Raw genomic sequence first — 13,478 nt, forward strand, 5'->3', positions numbered from 1 at the left:
ACATGCCCGACTTCACCGAGGTGGCACCGCGGGTCTGGGTGGCGCACTACGACTGGATGCACGTCAACATCACCCTCATCGGCGGCTCCGACGGCCTGCTGATGGTCGACACGCACGGCTCTGCCGAGCAGGCGCGGGTGGTGGCCGACGACGTACGACGACTGGGCGCGGGGCCGCTCACCGGGCTGGTCAACACCCACGAGCACTGGGACCACCACTTCGGCAACGCGACCATGGTCGAGCAGTTCGGCGACCTGCCGATCCACGCCACCGAGTGGGCGCGCGACCATGTCGAGGAGTCGGCCGCGCGCACGTTCGAGCACTACGAGGGCGCCACCGACCACCCGCGCCGCGAGGAGATCCTCGCGACGACGCTGCACCTGCCTACCCACCCGTTCTCCTCGGCGGTCCAGCTCGACCTCGGCGACCGCGCCGTCGAGCTGATCCACCCTGGCCGGGGCCACACGGCCGGCGACCTCATCGTGCGCGTGCCCGACGCAGACGTGCTCCTCGGCGGCGACCTCATCGAGGAGTCCGACCCGCCCTTCATCGGCGACGACTCGTGGCCCCTGGAGTGGCCGACGACCCTCGACCTGGTGCTCAGCCTGATGACCGACGCCACCGTCGTCGTCCCCGGGCACGGGCAGGTGGTCGACCGGGACTTCGTGCAGGACCAGCGCGTCGAGCTCGGCGTCATCGCCGAGACGATCCGCGACCTCGCCTTCCGCGGTGTGCCGCAGTCACAGGCGCTGGCCGAGGGCGAGTGGCCCTGGAAGCGCGAGCTCCTCGAGAGCGCCGTACGCCTGGGCTACGAGCACCTGCCCCGCAGCCAGAAGCAACTCCGGCTCATCTAGGTCGGCCAGGGTGGACGTCTCGTGGCTGGACGACGCCGGCGGTCACTCGCAGCGCCTGGACTTCCTCCGGACGGTCTCGTCGCCCGAGGAGCTCGGTGCCGCCCTCCGCTCGCACCTGCACGCAGGCATCTGCTGACCGGCACACCCGGAGGGGGCTGGTCGGCCGGGTGCCACCTCGGTAGGACTGGAGCATGAGCGACCACGAGTCACAGCCCGAGTCCGACGACACCGAGTCGACCGACACCCCGCAGGCCAGCAGCGGCACCAGTCCGGCCGACGCCGACCACGTCGGCGGCATCTCCGACGACCAGCTGCCCGAGGACCTCCAGCCCGGCGAGGACAACCCGCTGGCCGAGCCCCTCGATCCCGACGCCGAGGAGACCAAGAGCCGCGAGGAGCTCGAGATGGACGCCACCCAGGAGGACCTGGGCAACGACGACGGCGCGAGCACGGCTCCCGACCAGGACGGCGACGCCGCGAGCGGCGGCGGCGCCGGTCAGGCGGACGAGGACTCCGAGCACTGAGGTCAGCGCGTCAGCGCCAGCACCGCGATGAAGGCGGCGAACCCGCCGACGAAGACCAGCACGATCAGGGCGGCCAGCAGGATGTCGTACGACGGGAGCAGCCGGCCGACCCGCAGCCGGTTCTCGTCCTCGTACTCCTCGTAGTGGTTCGACGCGTCGTCCCACGACTGCCGGGCGGCCGACCGCTCCCAGCGACTCATCGGCTGGCTCGGTCGCCCGCGGCTGTCCAGCTCCTCGGAGACGAAGCCACTACGGCCGCCGAAGGCCTTGCCGATCGCCGACTGCTGCGTCGGTCGTGCTCTGTTTCCCACGGCGTGGCCTCCCCCGAGATCGTGTGGTGGTCCTTAACGTAGTGCGGTGCCCCTCGATCGCTACTCGACCGACGTCCTTTCGGGTGATTGGAAAGCCCCGCGCAACGGCCGTGCCGTGGAGGTGCCGACCGAGATCGGGATGGTCGTCGAGGAGGTCACGGCCGACTGGTGCGGCGAGGTCGTGGCCGTTGACCGCGACATCGACACGCTCACGCTCGAGGACCGGCGCGGCAAGCGGCGTACGTTCCCGCTCGGGCCCGGCTTCCTCCTCGAGGGCAAGCCCGTGATCCTCACCCGGCCGGTCCGCGCCGGCGCTCCGGCGGCCCCCACGCGTACGGCGTCGGGCTCGGTCGCGGTGCAGGGCGTCGGGGCCCGCGTCGCGCGGGCCAGCCGGATCTTCGTCGAGGGACGGCACGACGCCGAGCTCGTCGAGAAGGTCTGGGGCGACGACCTGCGGATCGAGGGCGTCGTCGTGGAGTACCTCGGCGGCGTCGACGACCTGGCCGACCACCTCCGCGACTTCAAGCCCGGCCCGCAGCGGCGGGTCGGGGTGCTGGTCGACCACCTCGTGCCGGGGTCGAAGGAGGCGCGCATCGCCCAGGGCATCGCCCGCTCCCCCGTCGGCAAGCACGTGCTGGTCGTCGGACACCCCTTCATCGACGTGTGGCAGGCGGTCAAGCCCGACCGCCTCGGCATCCCGCGCTGGCCCCACGTCCCCAAGGGCATCGACTGGAAGACCGGCACCTGCCAGCAGCTCGGCTGGCCGCACCGCAACCAGGCCGACATCGCCCGCGCGTGGAAGCACGTCCTCGGCCGGGTCTCCTCCTACGCCGACCTCGAGCCGGCGCTCCTCGGCCGGGTCGAGGAGCTGATCGACTTCACCACCGCCCCCTGACGGGCGCGCTGGCTCAGTCGACGAGGTCGCGGACGATGCCGTCGGCGAGGAGGCGGCCGCGCTGGGTGAGGACCAGACGCTCGGCCACGAGCTCGACGAGGCCGTCGGCGACGAGGCGGGCGACCTGGGAGCGGCCGGTGGCGTCGAGCACGGTGACCGGTAGGCCCTCGACGAGTCGGATCTCGAGCAGCACCCGCTCGACCTTCTGGTCGCGGTAGCCGAGCACCTCGCGGGCCAGGGCCGGCGAGACGCCGCGGCCCAACCGTTCGGCGTACGCCGCGGGGTGCTTGACGTTCCACCAGCGCGTGCCCCCGACGTGGGAGTGGGCGCCGGGGCCGACGCCCCACCAGTGGGCGCCGGTCCAGTAGAGCTGGTTGTGGCGGCAGCGGTGGTCGGGCGAGGTGGCCCAGTTGGACACCTCGTACCACTCCATCCCGGCCTTCGAGAACCGCTCGTCGGCGAGGAGGTACTTGTCGGCGAGGTCGTCCTCGTCGGGCATCGGCAACTCGCCGCGCTTGACCTGACGACCCATGGCGGTGCCCTCCTCGACGATGAGGGAGTACGCCGAGATGTGGTCGGGGTGGCAGGCCAGGGCCGCGTCGACGGAGGTCTCCCAGTCGGCGAGCGACTCGCCGGGCGTGCCGTAGATGAGGTCGAGGCTGATGTCGTCGAAGCCCGCCTGACGCGCCCAGTCGACGACGGCGGGCACCCGCATCGGGTCGTGGGTGCGGTCGAGGGTGCGCAGGACGTGGTCGACCGCCGACTGCATGCCGAAGCTGATCCGGTTGAAGCCGGCCGTCCGCAGCTCCTGGAGGTCCCACGCGGCGACGCTGTCGGGGTTGGCCTCGGTGGTGATCTCGACGTCGTCGGCCAGGCCGAACTCGGCCGCCGCGCTCGCCACGATCGCGCCGAGGTCGGCGGGCTTCAGCAGCGTGGGCGTGCCTCCGCCGAAGAAGATCGTCTCGATCTTGACGTCACGGTGGCCCAGGACGTGGCGGGCGAAGCGGATCTCGCGGATCGCCGCCTCGGCGTACGACGACCGGCCGGCGCCGACCTCGTCGCCGAGCTCGAGGGCGGTGTAGGTGTTGAAGTCGCAGTAGCCGCAGCGGACCGTGCAGAACGGGACGTGGACGTAGAGGCCGAACGGCTTGCTGCCGAAGGTCGCCCAGGCCTCGTCGGGGAGCAGGCCGTCCTCGGGCGCGACGTCGCCGTCGGGTTGGGCGGGGGGCACGTCGCTCATCCAACCACGCGTACGGCCCCCTGCTGTGCAGCCTCAGATCGGCACGTTGAGCGTGGCGGTCAGGCCGCTGCCGACCGATCCCTTCATCGTCGCCATCTGGAGGGAGTAGCCGTCGCTGAAGATGCCGTCGGAGTCCAGGCTCACGCCGGCCAGGTTGCCCACGGACGCCTCGTAGCCGGATGTGGCGTAGACCTGCTCGCACACGTCCTGCGGGAAGGCCAGCTGCGAGGTGCGCAGCTTGTTGTTGTCCGTCGCGCTGGTGGCCGCGTCGAGCGACTCGTACACCTCGAAGTGTACGTGCGGCCAGCGGCCGGAGTAGCAGCCCGGGAAGATGGTGGTGAACTCGACCCAGCCGTCGGCGTCGGACTCCTGCACCCCGCGCAGGTAGTTCTCCGTCGCCGCGTCGCCGTCGTACATCGAGTACGCACCGCCGCGGTCGCAGTGCCACGCGTAGACGGCCGCGCCGGGCAGCACCGCGACGTCGTCCCCGGTGAGGTCGTAGACCTTGAAGCGCAGCGTCAGGGGTACGCCGTCGGCGACTCCGGAGGCCGTGCCGATGCTCGTGGTGATGTCGCTGCGCACCACCCCGCTCTCGGAGAGGACGTCGGGGCCGTTGGAGCCGTCGCCCGGGAAGGGACCGGCGGTCTCCTCGGGGATCTCGCCGTCGGCGACCTCGACCGAGGAGTCGCCCCCCATCCCGCCTCCGGGCGGGGCACCGGTCGGGGTGGTGGCGTCGCTCGCGCAGCCGGCCACCGCGGCGACCCCGAGCCCGCCGAGCACTCCCAGGACTCCGCGGCGACCCATGCCGCGCGTGAAGCCTCGGCGCTGGAGGGTGCCGAGGTCGTGCTGGAGGCCGAGGTCGTGCTCGTGCACCTCGTCGGCCGCGTGGGAGTGGTGGTCGTCGGTCATGGGCGCTCCTGGAGCAAGGTCTGCGGAAATGGCGAACGGGTGCCGGTGGTCTCCCACCGGCACCCATTCGAGCCGAACCTGCTGTGCGTCTCCTGTGAGCCGCCTCCGAATCAGGCGTGCGTCAGGCGTACATCGAGTCGATGACGGCCTTGTGGTTGCCCTCCACGACGTTGCGCTTGACCTTCATCGAGGGGGTGAGCTCGCCGGACTCGACCGTGAGGTCGTGGTCGAGCAGCTCCCACTTCTTGATGGTCTCCCAGCGGTTGAGCTTGGTGTTGAGCTCGTCGACGTAGCCGGCGACCATCGTCTTGACCGCGTCGCTGCGGACGAGCTCGGTGTAGGACTGGCCCTCCATGCCGTTCTCCGCGGCCCAGCCGACCATTGCGTCGGGGTCGAGGGTGACCAGGGCGACGACGTAGTTCTTCTCGCTGCCGAAGACCATGAACTGGCTGGCGTACGGGCAGATCGCCTTGAACTTCGACTCGATGGCCGGCGGGGCGATGTACTTGCCGCCGGAGGTCTTGAAGAGCTCCTTGATGCGTCCGGTGATGGTGAGGAAGCCGTCGGCGTCGAGGGAGCCCTTGTCGCCGGTGTGCAGCCACCCGTCGGCGTCGAGCGCCTTGTGGGTCTCCTCGGGCAGGTTGTGGTAGCCCTCCATGACGTGCGGGCCGCGCAGCAGCACCTCGTCGCCCTCGCCGATCTTGACCTCGGCGCCGGGCAGGGCCCGACCGACGGTGCCGATCCGGTTCTCGTCGGGGTGGTTGACCGTGCCACCGGCGGAGTTCTCGGTCATTCCGTAGCCCTCGAGGATCACGATGCCGGCGGCGTTGAACCACTCGGCGATCTCGCGGTTGAGCGCGGCGGCGCCGGAGATGAAGAACCGCACGCGTCCACCGAACCGCTCACGCACCTTGCTGAACACGAGCTTGTCGAAGAGACCGTGCTGGACCTTCAGGGGCAGCGGGACGGACTTGCCCTCGCGCTTGAGCTGCTCGACCTTGAGGCCGACCTCGAACGCCTTGTGGAAGATCTTCTCCTTGGCGCCACCCTCGGCGGCCTGCATGGTCTGGATCCGGCCGTACGCCTTTTCGAAGATGCGCGGCGCGGCGCCCATGAACGTCGGCTTCACCGCGGCGCAGTTGTCCACGATCTTGTCGACGCGGCCGTCGACCGCGGAGGCGAAGCCGCACGCGAGCTGGGCCGAGAGGAGCACCTTGCCGAACGAGTGGGCCATCGGCAGCCACAGGAACTGCAGGTCGGTCTCGTCGAGGATGTTCTGGACGCGGATGGCCTCGCCCTCGAACACCCAGGACTTGTGGCGCAGGCGTACGCCCTTGGGGCGACCGGTCGTGCCGGAGGTGTAGATCAGCGTCGCGAGCTGGTCGGGCGAGATCGCGTCGGACGTGGTCCGTACGACGTCGGGCTGCTCGGCGAGCTTCGCCGCACCGAGCTGGGCCAGGTCGTCGAGCGAGATGATCCAGTCGCCGTCGGTCGCGCCGTCGAAGGTCACGACCTTGCTCACGTGGGGCAGCTCGGCGCGGTGGTCGGTCAGCTTCTTGAGCTGCTCGTCGTCCTCGGCGAAGACGACGTGGCTCTCCGAGTCGGCGAGGATGTAGACGGTGTCCTCGGCGTTGGTGCTCGGGTAGACCGTGGTGGTCGCGCCGGCGGCGCACATCACCGCGAGGTCGGCCAGGATCCACTCGTACCGGGTGCCGGAGGCGATGCCGACGCGCTGCTCGGGCTGGACGCCCAGCGCGATCAGGCCGGCGGCCAGCGCCTCGACCTTCTCGCCGACCTGCTTCCACGTGACCGACTCCCATGCCTCCCCACGGGGGAAGCGGAACGCCTCGCTGTCGGGGGACGTGGCGACGCGGTCGAAGAACTGGACGGCCACGTTGGCCGGCATCGTGTCGAGGAAGGCCGTGTCGAAGTTGGTCGGCATCTGTTACCTACTCATTCGTCGGAGCGTGACGCGGCGGCGCCACACAGCGGGGGGCAAGGCTGCGAAGACTTGGGCTGTAACCTAGATCACTATGTTTACCGAGCGGTAGCAAACCCGCCGAATTGTCCGTACCACGGACCTCCGGACCCGCTGAACTTCATCCTTTGGTCGGCTTCAGGGCCATGATGGCGACGTGACGAGCGTCGTCGTTGCCTGCGTCCTGATCGCCCTCTGCTGGTGGATCTCGCGGTGGGACCTGCGCCGGCCGGACGCCGTCGCGGCTCGCGCGCGCTACCCGTACGCCCGTCCGCGACCCTCGGTGCGGCGGCTCGCGGTGATGTGCGTGGCGGCGGTCGCGGTCTGCCTGCTGTCGATGGCGGTCCTGCCCTACCTCGACGCCTTCCGCTTCCCCTAGGTCGGCGGCTGGCCCGCACTAGTCCTGCACGGCCTTGGTGATCGCGATGCAGCGCGTGATCCAGTCGCGCTCGTCGGCGGTCAGCGCGCGGTCGGCCTCGCGGGCGTCCTGGACCGACCACCCGGCGTTGACGACCATCCGTACGACGACCCAGTCGCGGGCGCGGTCCTCGTCGAGCCCGCCGGCGTCGACGAGCGCGTGGAAGCGCCGCCGCAGGCCGTCGCGGACCGAGCCGACGGCACCGGGACCGGAGAGCTCGTCCATCCGGTTCCACAGCATCGGCGCCGGCTCGTAGTGCGGGTCGCCGGCCATCGGCTTCGGGTCGATGGCGCGCCACTCCCCCGCGTCGTCGGCCATCACGTTGGCGTAGTGGAGGTCGCCGTGCACGACCACCGGCGCGCCCGCGTCGGCCAGCAGGTCCGGGCCGAGCGCGAGCGCCTGGTCGACGTACCTCCGCGGGACGGGGATGTCGCGTCCCAGGTCGTCGAGCTCGCGCAGCCACCGCTCGACGTACGACGCCACGCTCGCGAGCTGCGGCAGCGCCGGGATGTGCAGCCGCGGGTAGAGCCCGCCGACCACCTCGCATGCCTCGACGTCCCAGGTGTCGCCGAGGTCGGGGCCGGGCAGCCAGTCGAGCAGCAGGGCGCGACGGTGCGGGTCGGAGCGCCGCAGGCGTACGGCGCCGCGCCCGCCCCAGTGCTGGAGCGCCAGTCCCTCGTGCAGCGACTCCTGGTCGCCGTCGAAGGTGACCTTGAGGCCGCCGCTGACCCCGTCGGCGTCGACCACCGGCACGACGAGCGAGCAGTAGCCGTGGAGCGCGGTCGCCACCGGCGTCAGCCGCCACTCGTCGAGCAGCTCGGCCGTCCGACGCGGCAGCCGCTGCAGCCACCCGGCCCAGTCCTCGCCCAGCTCGCTCTGGGACAGGAGTCCCGGAGGGATGGTGACGGGCATGGCTCGACCCTAGGCTGACGTGCATGAGCGAGCGCCGTGAGCAGCCGTGGCGGGACGAGCCGGTCCAGCGCGGCCGGATCCTGGTCCTGACCGACAACCCCATCGCCCGGTCGATCGCCGTGATCGCGTCGACGGTGGGCCGCACGGTCCTCCTCGAGTCGGCCGACGACGGCGGCCCGGGGCTGGACGCCCGCGCGGGCGACGCGGTGGTGTTGTGCGACCACGACGCCCCGGACGCCCCGGCGGTGCTGCGCGCCGCCCTCGCCTCGGAGGCGTCGTACGTCGCCATGATGGCGAGCCGCCGACGCGCCGCCGGCCTGGTCGAGGAGCTCGAGGCCGAGGGGGTCGACGTCAGCACCCTCCACGTGCCGGCCGGTCACGACCTCGGCGGGAAGGCGCCGGGCGAGATCGCGCTGTCCGTGGTCGCCGAGATCGTCGCCGAGTCGTACGGCCGCTCCGGCGGCGCGATGCGCGGCTAGGACGTTTGCGGAGCCAGCAGGGCCCGCTCGATCTCCTCGAGCGCCTGTCGCGCGTAGCCCTGCCACATCCGGCCGAAGGCTGGCATCACGAGGGCCCCGGCACGCGTGGGCGTCACGCTCCAGTGCCACGACACCTCGACCCCGGCTCCCGCGGCGGCGAACGCCCACAGGCCGGCGGCGCTTGCCACCAGGGGCTTGAGCGGGCCACTGAGCGGCTCGATGTCGTAGCCGAAGCTCGCGCCGGGCGTGACGGACGTGAGGGTCTCGCGCATGGTGCCGCGATCGGCCAGCACGATCGTGCGGGTCTGACCGACGCTCCCCCACACGCCTGCCTGGTCGCGCACCTCCCGGATCGGCGGCAGCGCCAGGAAGCGCCGGCTGAAGATCTGGGGCAGCGGCATCGGCAGCACCGCGTCGTACGCGACGCCCACATCGACGGGGATGCTGCGACGGGCATGGAGCTCGATGGGTGACGGCATGGTGTCAGTCAAGCGCACTACGGTGCGCCTGTGCGCAGCTCGTGGGAGGACCTCGGCGGTCTGGCGCTCGCGCGCCAGTTCCCACCGGCCGGGCCGGACGTGGCCGCGCGGATCGACCGCATCGGTCCGGTCCAGTCGCAGACCGCTCGCTCGCCGTTCCTCGCGCTGGCGGCGCGCTTCCCCGGCACCACCCGCGACGAGGTCACCGCGGCCTACGAGGACGGCACGATCGTGCGCGGCAGCACCATCCGGGGCACGGTCCACACGTCGACGTCGGGCTCGTTCTCCCACCTGGGCGCGGTCACTGCCGTCGGTCAGCGGACGCTGTGGGACCGGCTCCTGCGACTCGAGCAGTCACGCGTCGACGACCTGTGGCTGGCGACCGAGGCGTTCGCCTCGACCTGGCGGACCACCGACGAGCTCCAGGAGCACCTGCACCGGTGGCTGATCGAGCACGAGGGCCGTGACGACATCACGACGCAGCAGGTCGGGCGCTACCTCGCCTTCGGCCACGGCGGCCTCGTCCGCCGGCCCGTCAACGGCGACTGGGCAGGGCAGGGAGCGCCGGAGTACATCCACCTGCCGGGCACCGGGGCCATCGAGGACGCCGTCGAGCTGCACCTGCGCTCCCACGGGCCCGCGTCGCGCCACGACGTGGCGTGGTGGTCCGGCCTGGGGCTGCGCGTCGTGGACGCCGCGCTGGTCGCCCTCGAGGCCCGCGTCGGCCTGGTGTCGACGGAAGGTCCGGACGGGAGGACGTACGTCGACCTGCCCGACGCCCCGGAGCCGCGCACCGTCGAGGGGGTGCGGCTGCTGCCTGAGTTCGACGCGCTGATGTGCGCGTACGACCCCGCCGGCCGGGTCCGCTTCGCAGAGGCCCCGCACCTGGCGCGGCTGTGGACCGGCGCCAACGGCCTCGTGCTGCCACCGCTGCTCGTCGACGGCCGGATCACCGGCTACTGGCGCGCGGCGGGCACGGCACGGCGCCGACCGCTCGAGGTCGTCTGGTTCGCGCGCACCCGCCGGCCGCGGAAGGGCGAGCTGGACGAGCCGGTGGCGGCGCTCGAGGCGGTGCTCGACATCTCGGTGACCGACCTGACGATCACCCGCGAGGCCTAGCAGCGATCAGCCGGCGTAGCGGATCTCGTCGGCCACCATCGCCATGGTCGCCCGGGCGCGCACCGGGTCCTCGGTGAGGAAGTAGTGGTCGACGTCCGGCGTGACGTCGTGGATCACCCGGACCCCCGCCGCGCGCAGGCGGTGGGCGTACGCGTCTCCCTCGGCGCGCAGCACGTCGCGCTCAGCCGTGAGCACGATGGCCGGCGGCAGCCCCTTGAGGTCGGCGGCGAGCAGGGGCGAGGCGTACGACTCGAGGCGGCTGGCCGGGTCGGGCACGTAGACGCGACGTACAAGCCGGCGCAGCTCCGGCGAGATCATGCCGGGATCGTCGTCGCGTGGCTCGGCGGACAGGTCCAGGGCCGGGATGCCGAGCACCTGCAGGGTCGGGGCGAACGAGCCGGAGTCGCGCGCCTGGAGCGCGACGGAAGCCGCCAGCCCGCCTCCCGAGCTGAACCCGCCGACCGACACCGGGGTGCCGTCCGCGGCCAGGGCGGCGGCCACGTCGTGCGCCTGGTGCTGGGCGACCGGGTAGGTCACGCGCGGCGCGACCTCGAAGTCCACGTTGGCCACCAGCACGTTCGAGGTCGCCGCGATGTAGCGGCACCACCAGTCGTCCATCGCCGGGTAGCGCATCAGGAACGCTCCCCCGTGCAGGTGCACGTGCACCGGGAGCGGCCCCGGCGCAGGCCGGTAGAGCCACACGCTCACCTTGCCGTGGCGGGTCTTGATCCGCACCCGCTTCGGGGCCGGGAGGTCGCTGCCGGCGAACCGCAGGTTGTCGCCGTAGGAGACGGTGAAGGGGGCACTCGCACGCATCAGCTCGACCCGGAGCCGGTCAGCGAGGTGCATGCTCCGGCTTCGCCACGGAGGGCCTCGCTGGATTGGTCAGGCGCGCTCGAGGGTGACGACCGCGATCGTGCACCGGCCGGCGACCTCGCCCGGACCGGAGACCAGCGACCTCGCGCCGTCGCCGGTGAGGACGTACGCCGCCTGGTCGCCGGCGAGCGGCAGGACCGAGGTCCGGCCGAGCTCGAGCACCGTGACGTGCGGGGTGACGAGAGCCGGGTCGACGACCACGTTGAGCACCCGCACCGGGCCCTCGGCCACGGTGGCGACGACCACGGCGTCACCGGAGAAGGCGAACGGCCGCTGCGGCTCGACGACGTGCGTCTCGCCGTCGACCTCCAGGCCCAGGACCGGGCCCTCGACGACGGTGAGCAGGCGCCGTCGACCGGGGAAGGCCGAGAACGGGCCGTCGGTGTCGACGTCGGCCAGGCTGATCCGCCACGACCCGTCGTCGGCCCGCGCCAGCTCGCGCGTCGTACCGCCTCCGTTGGCCCACGGCTGCGGGGCGACGTCGTCGACCCGCACGACGGGGGCCACGGCTACTTCTTGCCCGACTTGTCCGTGGGCTGCGTGGTCGAGAGCGCGGCGACGAAGGCCTCCGGCGGCACCTCGACGGAGCCGATGCTCTTCATCCGCTTCTTGCCCGCCTTCTGCTTCTCCAGCAGCTTGCGCTTGCGGCTGATGTCACCGCCGTAGCACTTCGCGAGGACGTCCTTGCGGATGGCGCGAATGGTCTCGCGGGCGATGACCCGGGCACCGATGGCTGCCTGGATCGGCACCTCGAACTGCTGGCGCGGGATCAGGTCCTTGAGCTTGCCGGCCATCATCACGCCGTAGGAGTAGGCCGTGTCGCGGTGCACGATCGCACTGAACGCGTCGACGGGCTCGCCCTGCAGCAGGATGTCGACCTTGACCAGGTCGGACGCCTGGTCGCCGTCGCGCTCGTAGTCGAGCGAGGCGTAGCCCTTGGTGCGGGACTTCAGCTGGTCGAAGAAGTCGAAGACGATCTCGCCCATCGGCAGCGTGTAGCGCATCTCCACGCGGTCCTCGGAGAGGTAGTCCATCCCCTGGAGGTTGCCGCGCTTGGACTGGCACAGCTCCATGATCGTGCCGATGTAGTCGGACGGCGACAGGATCGTGGCGCGGACGACCGGCTCGCGGACCTCGGAGATCTTGCCCCCATCGGGGTACTCGCTGGGGTTCGTGCACTCGATGACGGTGCCGTCCTCCATCGCGACCGAGTAGACGACGTTCGGGGCCGTCGAGATCAGCTCGAGGTTGAACTCGCGCTCCAGCCGCTCGCGGACGATCTCCATGTGGAGCAGGCCGAGGAAGCCGCAGCGGAAGCCGAAGCCCAGCGCTCCAGAGGTCTCCGGCTCGTACGCCAGTGCGGCGTCGTTGAGCTGCAGGCGCTCGAGGGCGTCACGCAGGTTGGGGTAGTCGTCGCCGTCGATCGGGTAGAGACCGGCGAACACCATCGGGTTGGGGTGCTTGTAGCCACCCAGCGACTCGGTCGCCCCGTGGTGCTGGCTGGTGACGGTGTCACCCACGCGGGACTGGCGGACGTCCTTCACACCGGTGATGAGGTAGCCGACCTCGCCGACGCCGAGGTCGCTTGCCTTCATCGGCTCGGGGCTGATCACGCCGACCTCGAGCATCTCGTGGACGACGCCGTTGGACATCATCTTGATCCGGTCACGGTGGCTGAGCTTGCCGTCGATGACGCGGACGTAGGTGACGACGCCGCGGTAGATGTCGTACACCGAGTCGAAGATCAGCGCCCGCGGCGGCGCGTCCGCGTCGCCGACCGGTGCCGGGGTCTGCTTGACGATCTCGTTGAGCAGCGTCTCGACGCCCAGGCCGGTCTTGGCCGAGGTCATCAGCACGTCGGACACGTCGCACCCGATGATGCCCGCCAGCTCGGCGGCGTACTTCTCCGGCTGGGCGTTGGGCAGGTCGATCTTGTTGAGCACCGGGATGATGTGGAGGTCCGCGCCGAGCGCGAGGTAGAGGTTGGCGAGCGTCTGCGCCTCGATGCCCTGCGCCGCGTCGACCAGCAGGACCGCGGCCTCGCACGCCTCGAGCGAGCGGGACACCTCGTACGTGAAGTCGACGTGGCCGGGTGTGTCGATCATGTTGAGGACGTACATCCCGGGCTCGGCGCCCTCGGCGTTGCCGACGGGGACGGTCCATGGGAGGCGTACGGCCTGGCTCTTGATGGTGATGCCGCGCTCGCGCTCGATGTCCATCCGGTCGAGGTACTGCGCGCGCGACGAGCGCTCGTCGACCACGCCGGTGAGCTGGAGCATGCGGTCAGCCAGCGTCGACTTGCCGTGGTCGATGTGCGCGATGATGCAGAAGTTGCGGATGATCGACGGGTCGGTCGAGCCCGGCTGCGGCGCGTTCTTGAGGCTCACGGACTGCTTTCAGGTGTACGACGGCGGTGAGGGGTCATTCTTCCACGCGGGGCGTGCCTCACCGAACCGGCGACGGCGCAGTGCGATCGGGTGGCTA

16 protein-coding genes are annotated in these 13,478 nt (G+C 71.3%); 7 read left to right on the top strand and 9 right to left on the bottom strand.

Annotated elements, in window-relative coordinates:
* Window positions 1-2: 2 nt before the first annotated feature.
* From EUA94_RS00455 to EUA94_RS00460, 3 genes are read left to right on the top strand one after another with little or no spacing between them, the layout of a single operon-like run.
* Window positions 3-854 (top strand): MBL fold metallo-hydrolase, encoded by an 852-nt coding sequence (locus EUA94_RS00455; RefSeq protein ID WP_165356747.1) that lies wholly within the window; start codon window positions 3-5, stop codon window positions 852-854.
* 10 nt (window positions 855-864) lie between these two features.
* A complete protein-coding gene (locus EUA94_RS22840; protein WP_277986067.1) occupies window positions 865-990 on the top strand; it encodes a hypothetical protein in 126 nt (41 codons plus the stop codon).
* 55 nt (window positions 991-1,045) lie between these two features.
* The gene (locus EUA94_RS00460; protein WP_129423604.1) at window positions 1,046-1,378 is read left to right on the top strand and encodes a hypothetical protein; all 333 of its coding nucleotides are present in this window, start codon (window positions 1,046-1,048) and stop codon (window positions 1,376-1,378) included.
* 2 nt (window positions 1,379-1,380) lie between these two features.
* On the opposite strand, the gene EUA94_RS00465 is transcribed toward EUA94_RS00460, so the two are convergent.
* A complete protein-coding gene (locus tag EUA94_RS00465; RefSeq protein ID WP_129423606.1) occupies window positions 1,381-1,689 on the bottom strand; it encodes a hypothetical protein in 309 nt (102 codons plus the stop codon).
* Between the two features lie 46 nt (window positions 1,690-1,735).
* On the opposite strand from EUA94_RS00465, the gene EUA94_RS00470 reads away from it, so the two are divergent.
* Window positions 1,736-2,584 (top strand): DUF3097 domain-containing protein, encoded by an 849-nt coding sequence (locus EUA94_RS00470; RefSeq protein ID WP_129423608.1) that lies wholly within the window; start codon window positions 1,736-1,738, stop codon window positions 2,582-2,584.
* A gap of 13 nt (window positions 2,585-2,597) precedes the next feature.
* Here the strand turns inward: EUA94_RS00470 and hemW are convergent, their stop codons facing one another.
* The 3 genes from hemW to EUA94_RS00485 all read right to left on the bottom strand — a co-directional run bounded on the left by hemW (window position 2,598) and on the right by EUA94_RS00485 (window position 6,675).
* Window positions 2,598-3,815 (bottom strand): radical SAM family heme chaperone HemW, encoded by a 1,218-nt coding sequence (gene hemW / locus EUA94_RS00475; protein ID WP_129424093.1) that lies wholly within the window; start codon window positions 3,813-3,815, stop codon window positions 2,598-2,600.
* A gap of 42 nt (window positions 3,816-3,857) precedes the next feature.
* On the bottom strand, window positions 3,858-4,733 hold the full coding sequence (locus EUA94_RS00480; protein ID WP_129423610.1) for a dioxygenase family protein: 876 nt from the start codon (window positions 4,731-4,733) through the stop codon (window positions 3,858-3,860).
* A gap of 121 nt (window positions 4,734-4,854) precedes the next feature.
* A complete protein-coding gene (locus EUA94_RS00485) occupies window positions 4,855-6,675 on the bottom strand; it encodes an AMP-dependent synthetase/ligase (RefSeq protein ID WP_129423612.1) in 1,821 nt (606 codons plus the stop codon).
* Window positions 6,676-6,868: 193 nt separating this feature from the next.
* Here EUA94_RS00485 and EUA94_RS00490 point away from each other — a divergent pair, with 193 nt between their 5' ends.
* Window positions 6,869-7,090 carry a hypothetical protein gene (locus EUA94_RS00490; protein ID WP_129423614.1) on the top strand — a complete coding sequence of 74 codons (222 nt, stop codon included), beginning with the start codon at window positions 6,869-6,871 and terminating at the stop codon, window positions 7,088-7,090.
* Window positions 7,091-7,108: 18 nt separating this feature from the next.
* Here the strand turns inward: EUA94_RS00490 and EUA94_RS00495 are convergent, their stop codons facing one another.
* Window positions 7,109-8,041: an aminoglycoside phosphotransferase family protein gene (locus EUA94_RS00495; protein WP_129423616.1), complete on the bottom strand. Its 933-nt coding sequence runs from the start codon at window positions 8,039-8,041 to the stop codon at window positions 7,109-7,111.
* A gap of 23 nt (window positions 8,042-8,064) precedes the next feature.
* Between EUA94_RS00495 and EUA94_RS00500 the strand changes: the two genes are divergently transcribed.
* A complete protein-coding gene (locus EUA94_RS00500) occupies window positions 8,065-8,520 on the top strand; it encodes an XdhC family protein (RefSeq protein ID WP_129423618.1) in 456 nt (151 codons plus the stop codon).
* Here EUA94_RS00500 and EUA94_RS00505 read toward each other — a convergent pair.
* A complete protein-coding gene (locus EUA94_RS00505; RefSeq protein WP_129423620.1) occupies window positions 8,517-8,999 on the bottom strand; it encodes an SRPBCC family protein in 483 nt (160 codons plus the stop codon). The two genes, EUA94_RS00500 and EUA94_RS00505, sit on opposite strands and share 4 nt — an antisense overlap.
* Before the next feature lie 30 nt (window positions 9,000-9,029).
* Here EUA94_RS00505 and EUA94_RS00510 point away from each other — a divergent pair, with 30 nt between their 5' ends.
* Window positions 9,030-10,118: a winged helix DNA-binding domain-containing protein gene (locus EUA94_RS00510; RefSeq protein ID WP_129423622.1), complete on the top strand. Its 1,089-nt coding sequence runs from the start codon at window positions 9,030-9,032 to the stop codon at window positions 10,116-10,118.
* 6 nt (window positions 10,119-10,124) lie between these two features.
* On the opposite strand, the gene EUA94_RS00515 is transcribed toward EUA94_RS00510, so the two are convergent.
* From EUA94_RS00515 to lepA, 3 genes are read right to left on the bottom strand one after another with little or no spacing between them, the layout of a single operon-like run.
* Window positions 10,125-10,967: an alpha/beta hydrolase fold domain-containing protein gene (locus EUA94_RS00515; RefSeq protein ID WP_129423624.1), complete on the bottom strand. Its 843-nt coding sequence runs from the start codon at window positions 10,965-10,967 to the stop codon at window positions 10,125-10,127.
* 36 nt (window positions 10,968-11,003) lie between these two features.
* Window positions 11,004-11,501 carry a HutD/Ves family protein gene (locus EUA94_RS00520; RefSeq protein WP_129423626.1) on the bottom strand — a complete coding sequence of 166 codons (498 nt, stop codon included), beginning with the start codon at window positions 11,499-11,501 and terminating at the stop codon, window positions 11,004-11,006.
* Window positions 11,502-11,503: 2 nt separating this feature from the next.
* On the bottom strand, window positions 11,504-13,381 hold the full coding sequence (lepA, locus tag EUA94_RS00525; protein WP_129423628.1) for a translation elongation factor 4: 1,878 nt from the start codon (window positions 13,379-13,381) through the stop codon (window positions 11,504-11,506).
* Between the last annotated feature and the right edge of the window lie 97 nt (window positions 13,382-13,478).

Origin of the sequence: Nocardioides zhouii (genome assembly GCF_004137345.1) — a bacterium.
Classification (GTDB): domain Bacteria; phylum Actinomycetota; class Actinomycetes; order Propionibacteriales; family Nocardioidaceae; genus Nocardioides; species Nocardioides zhouii.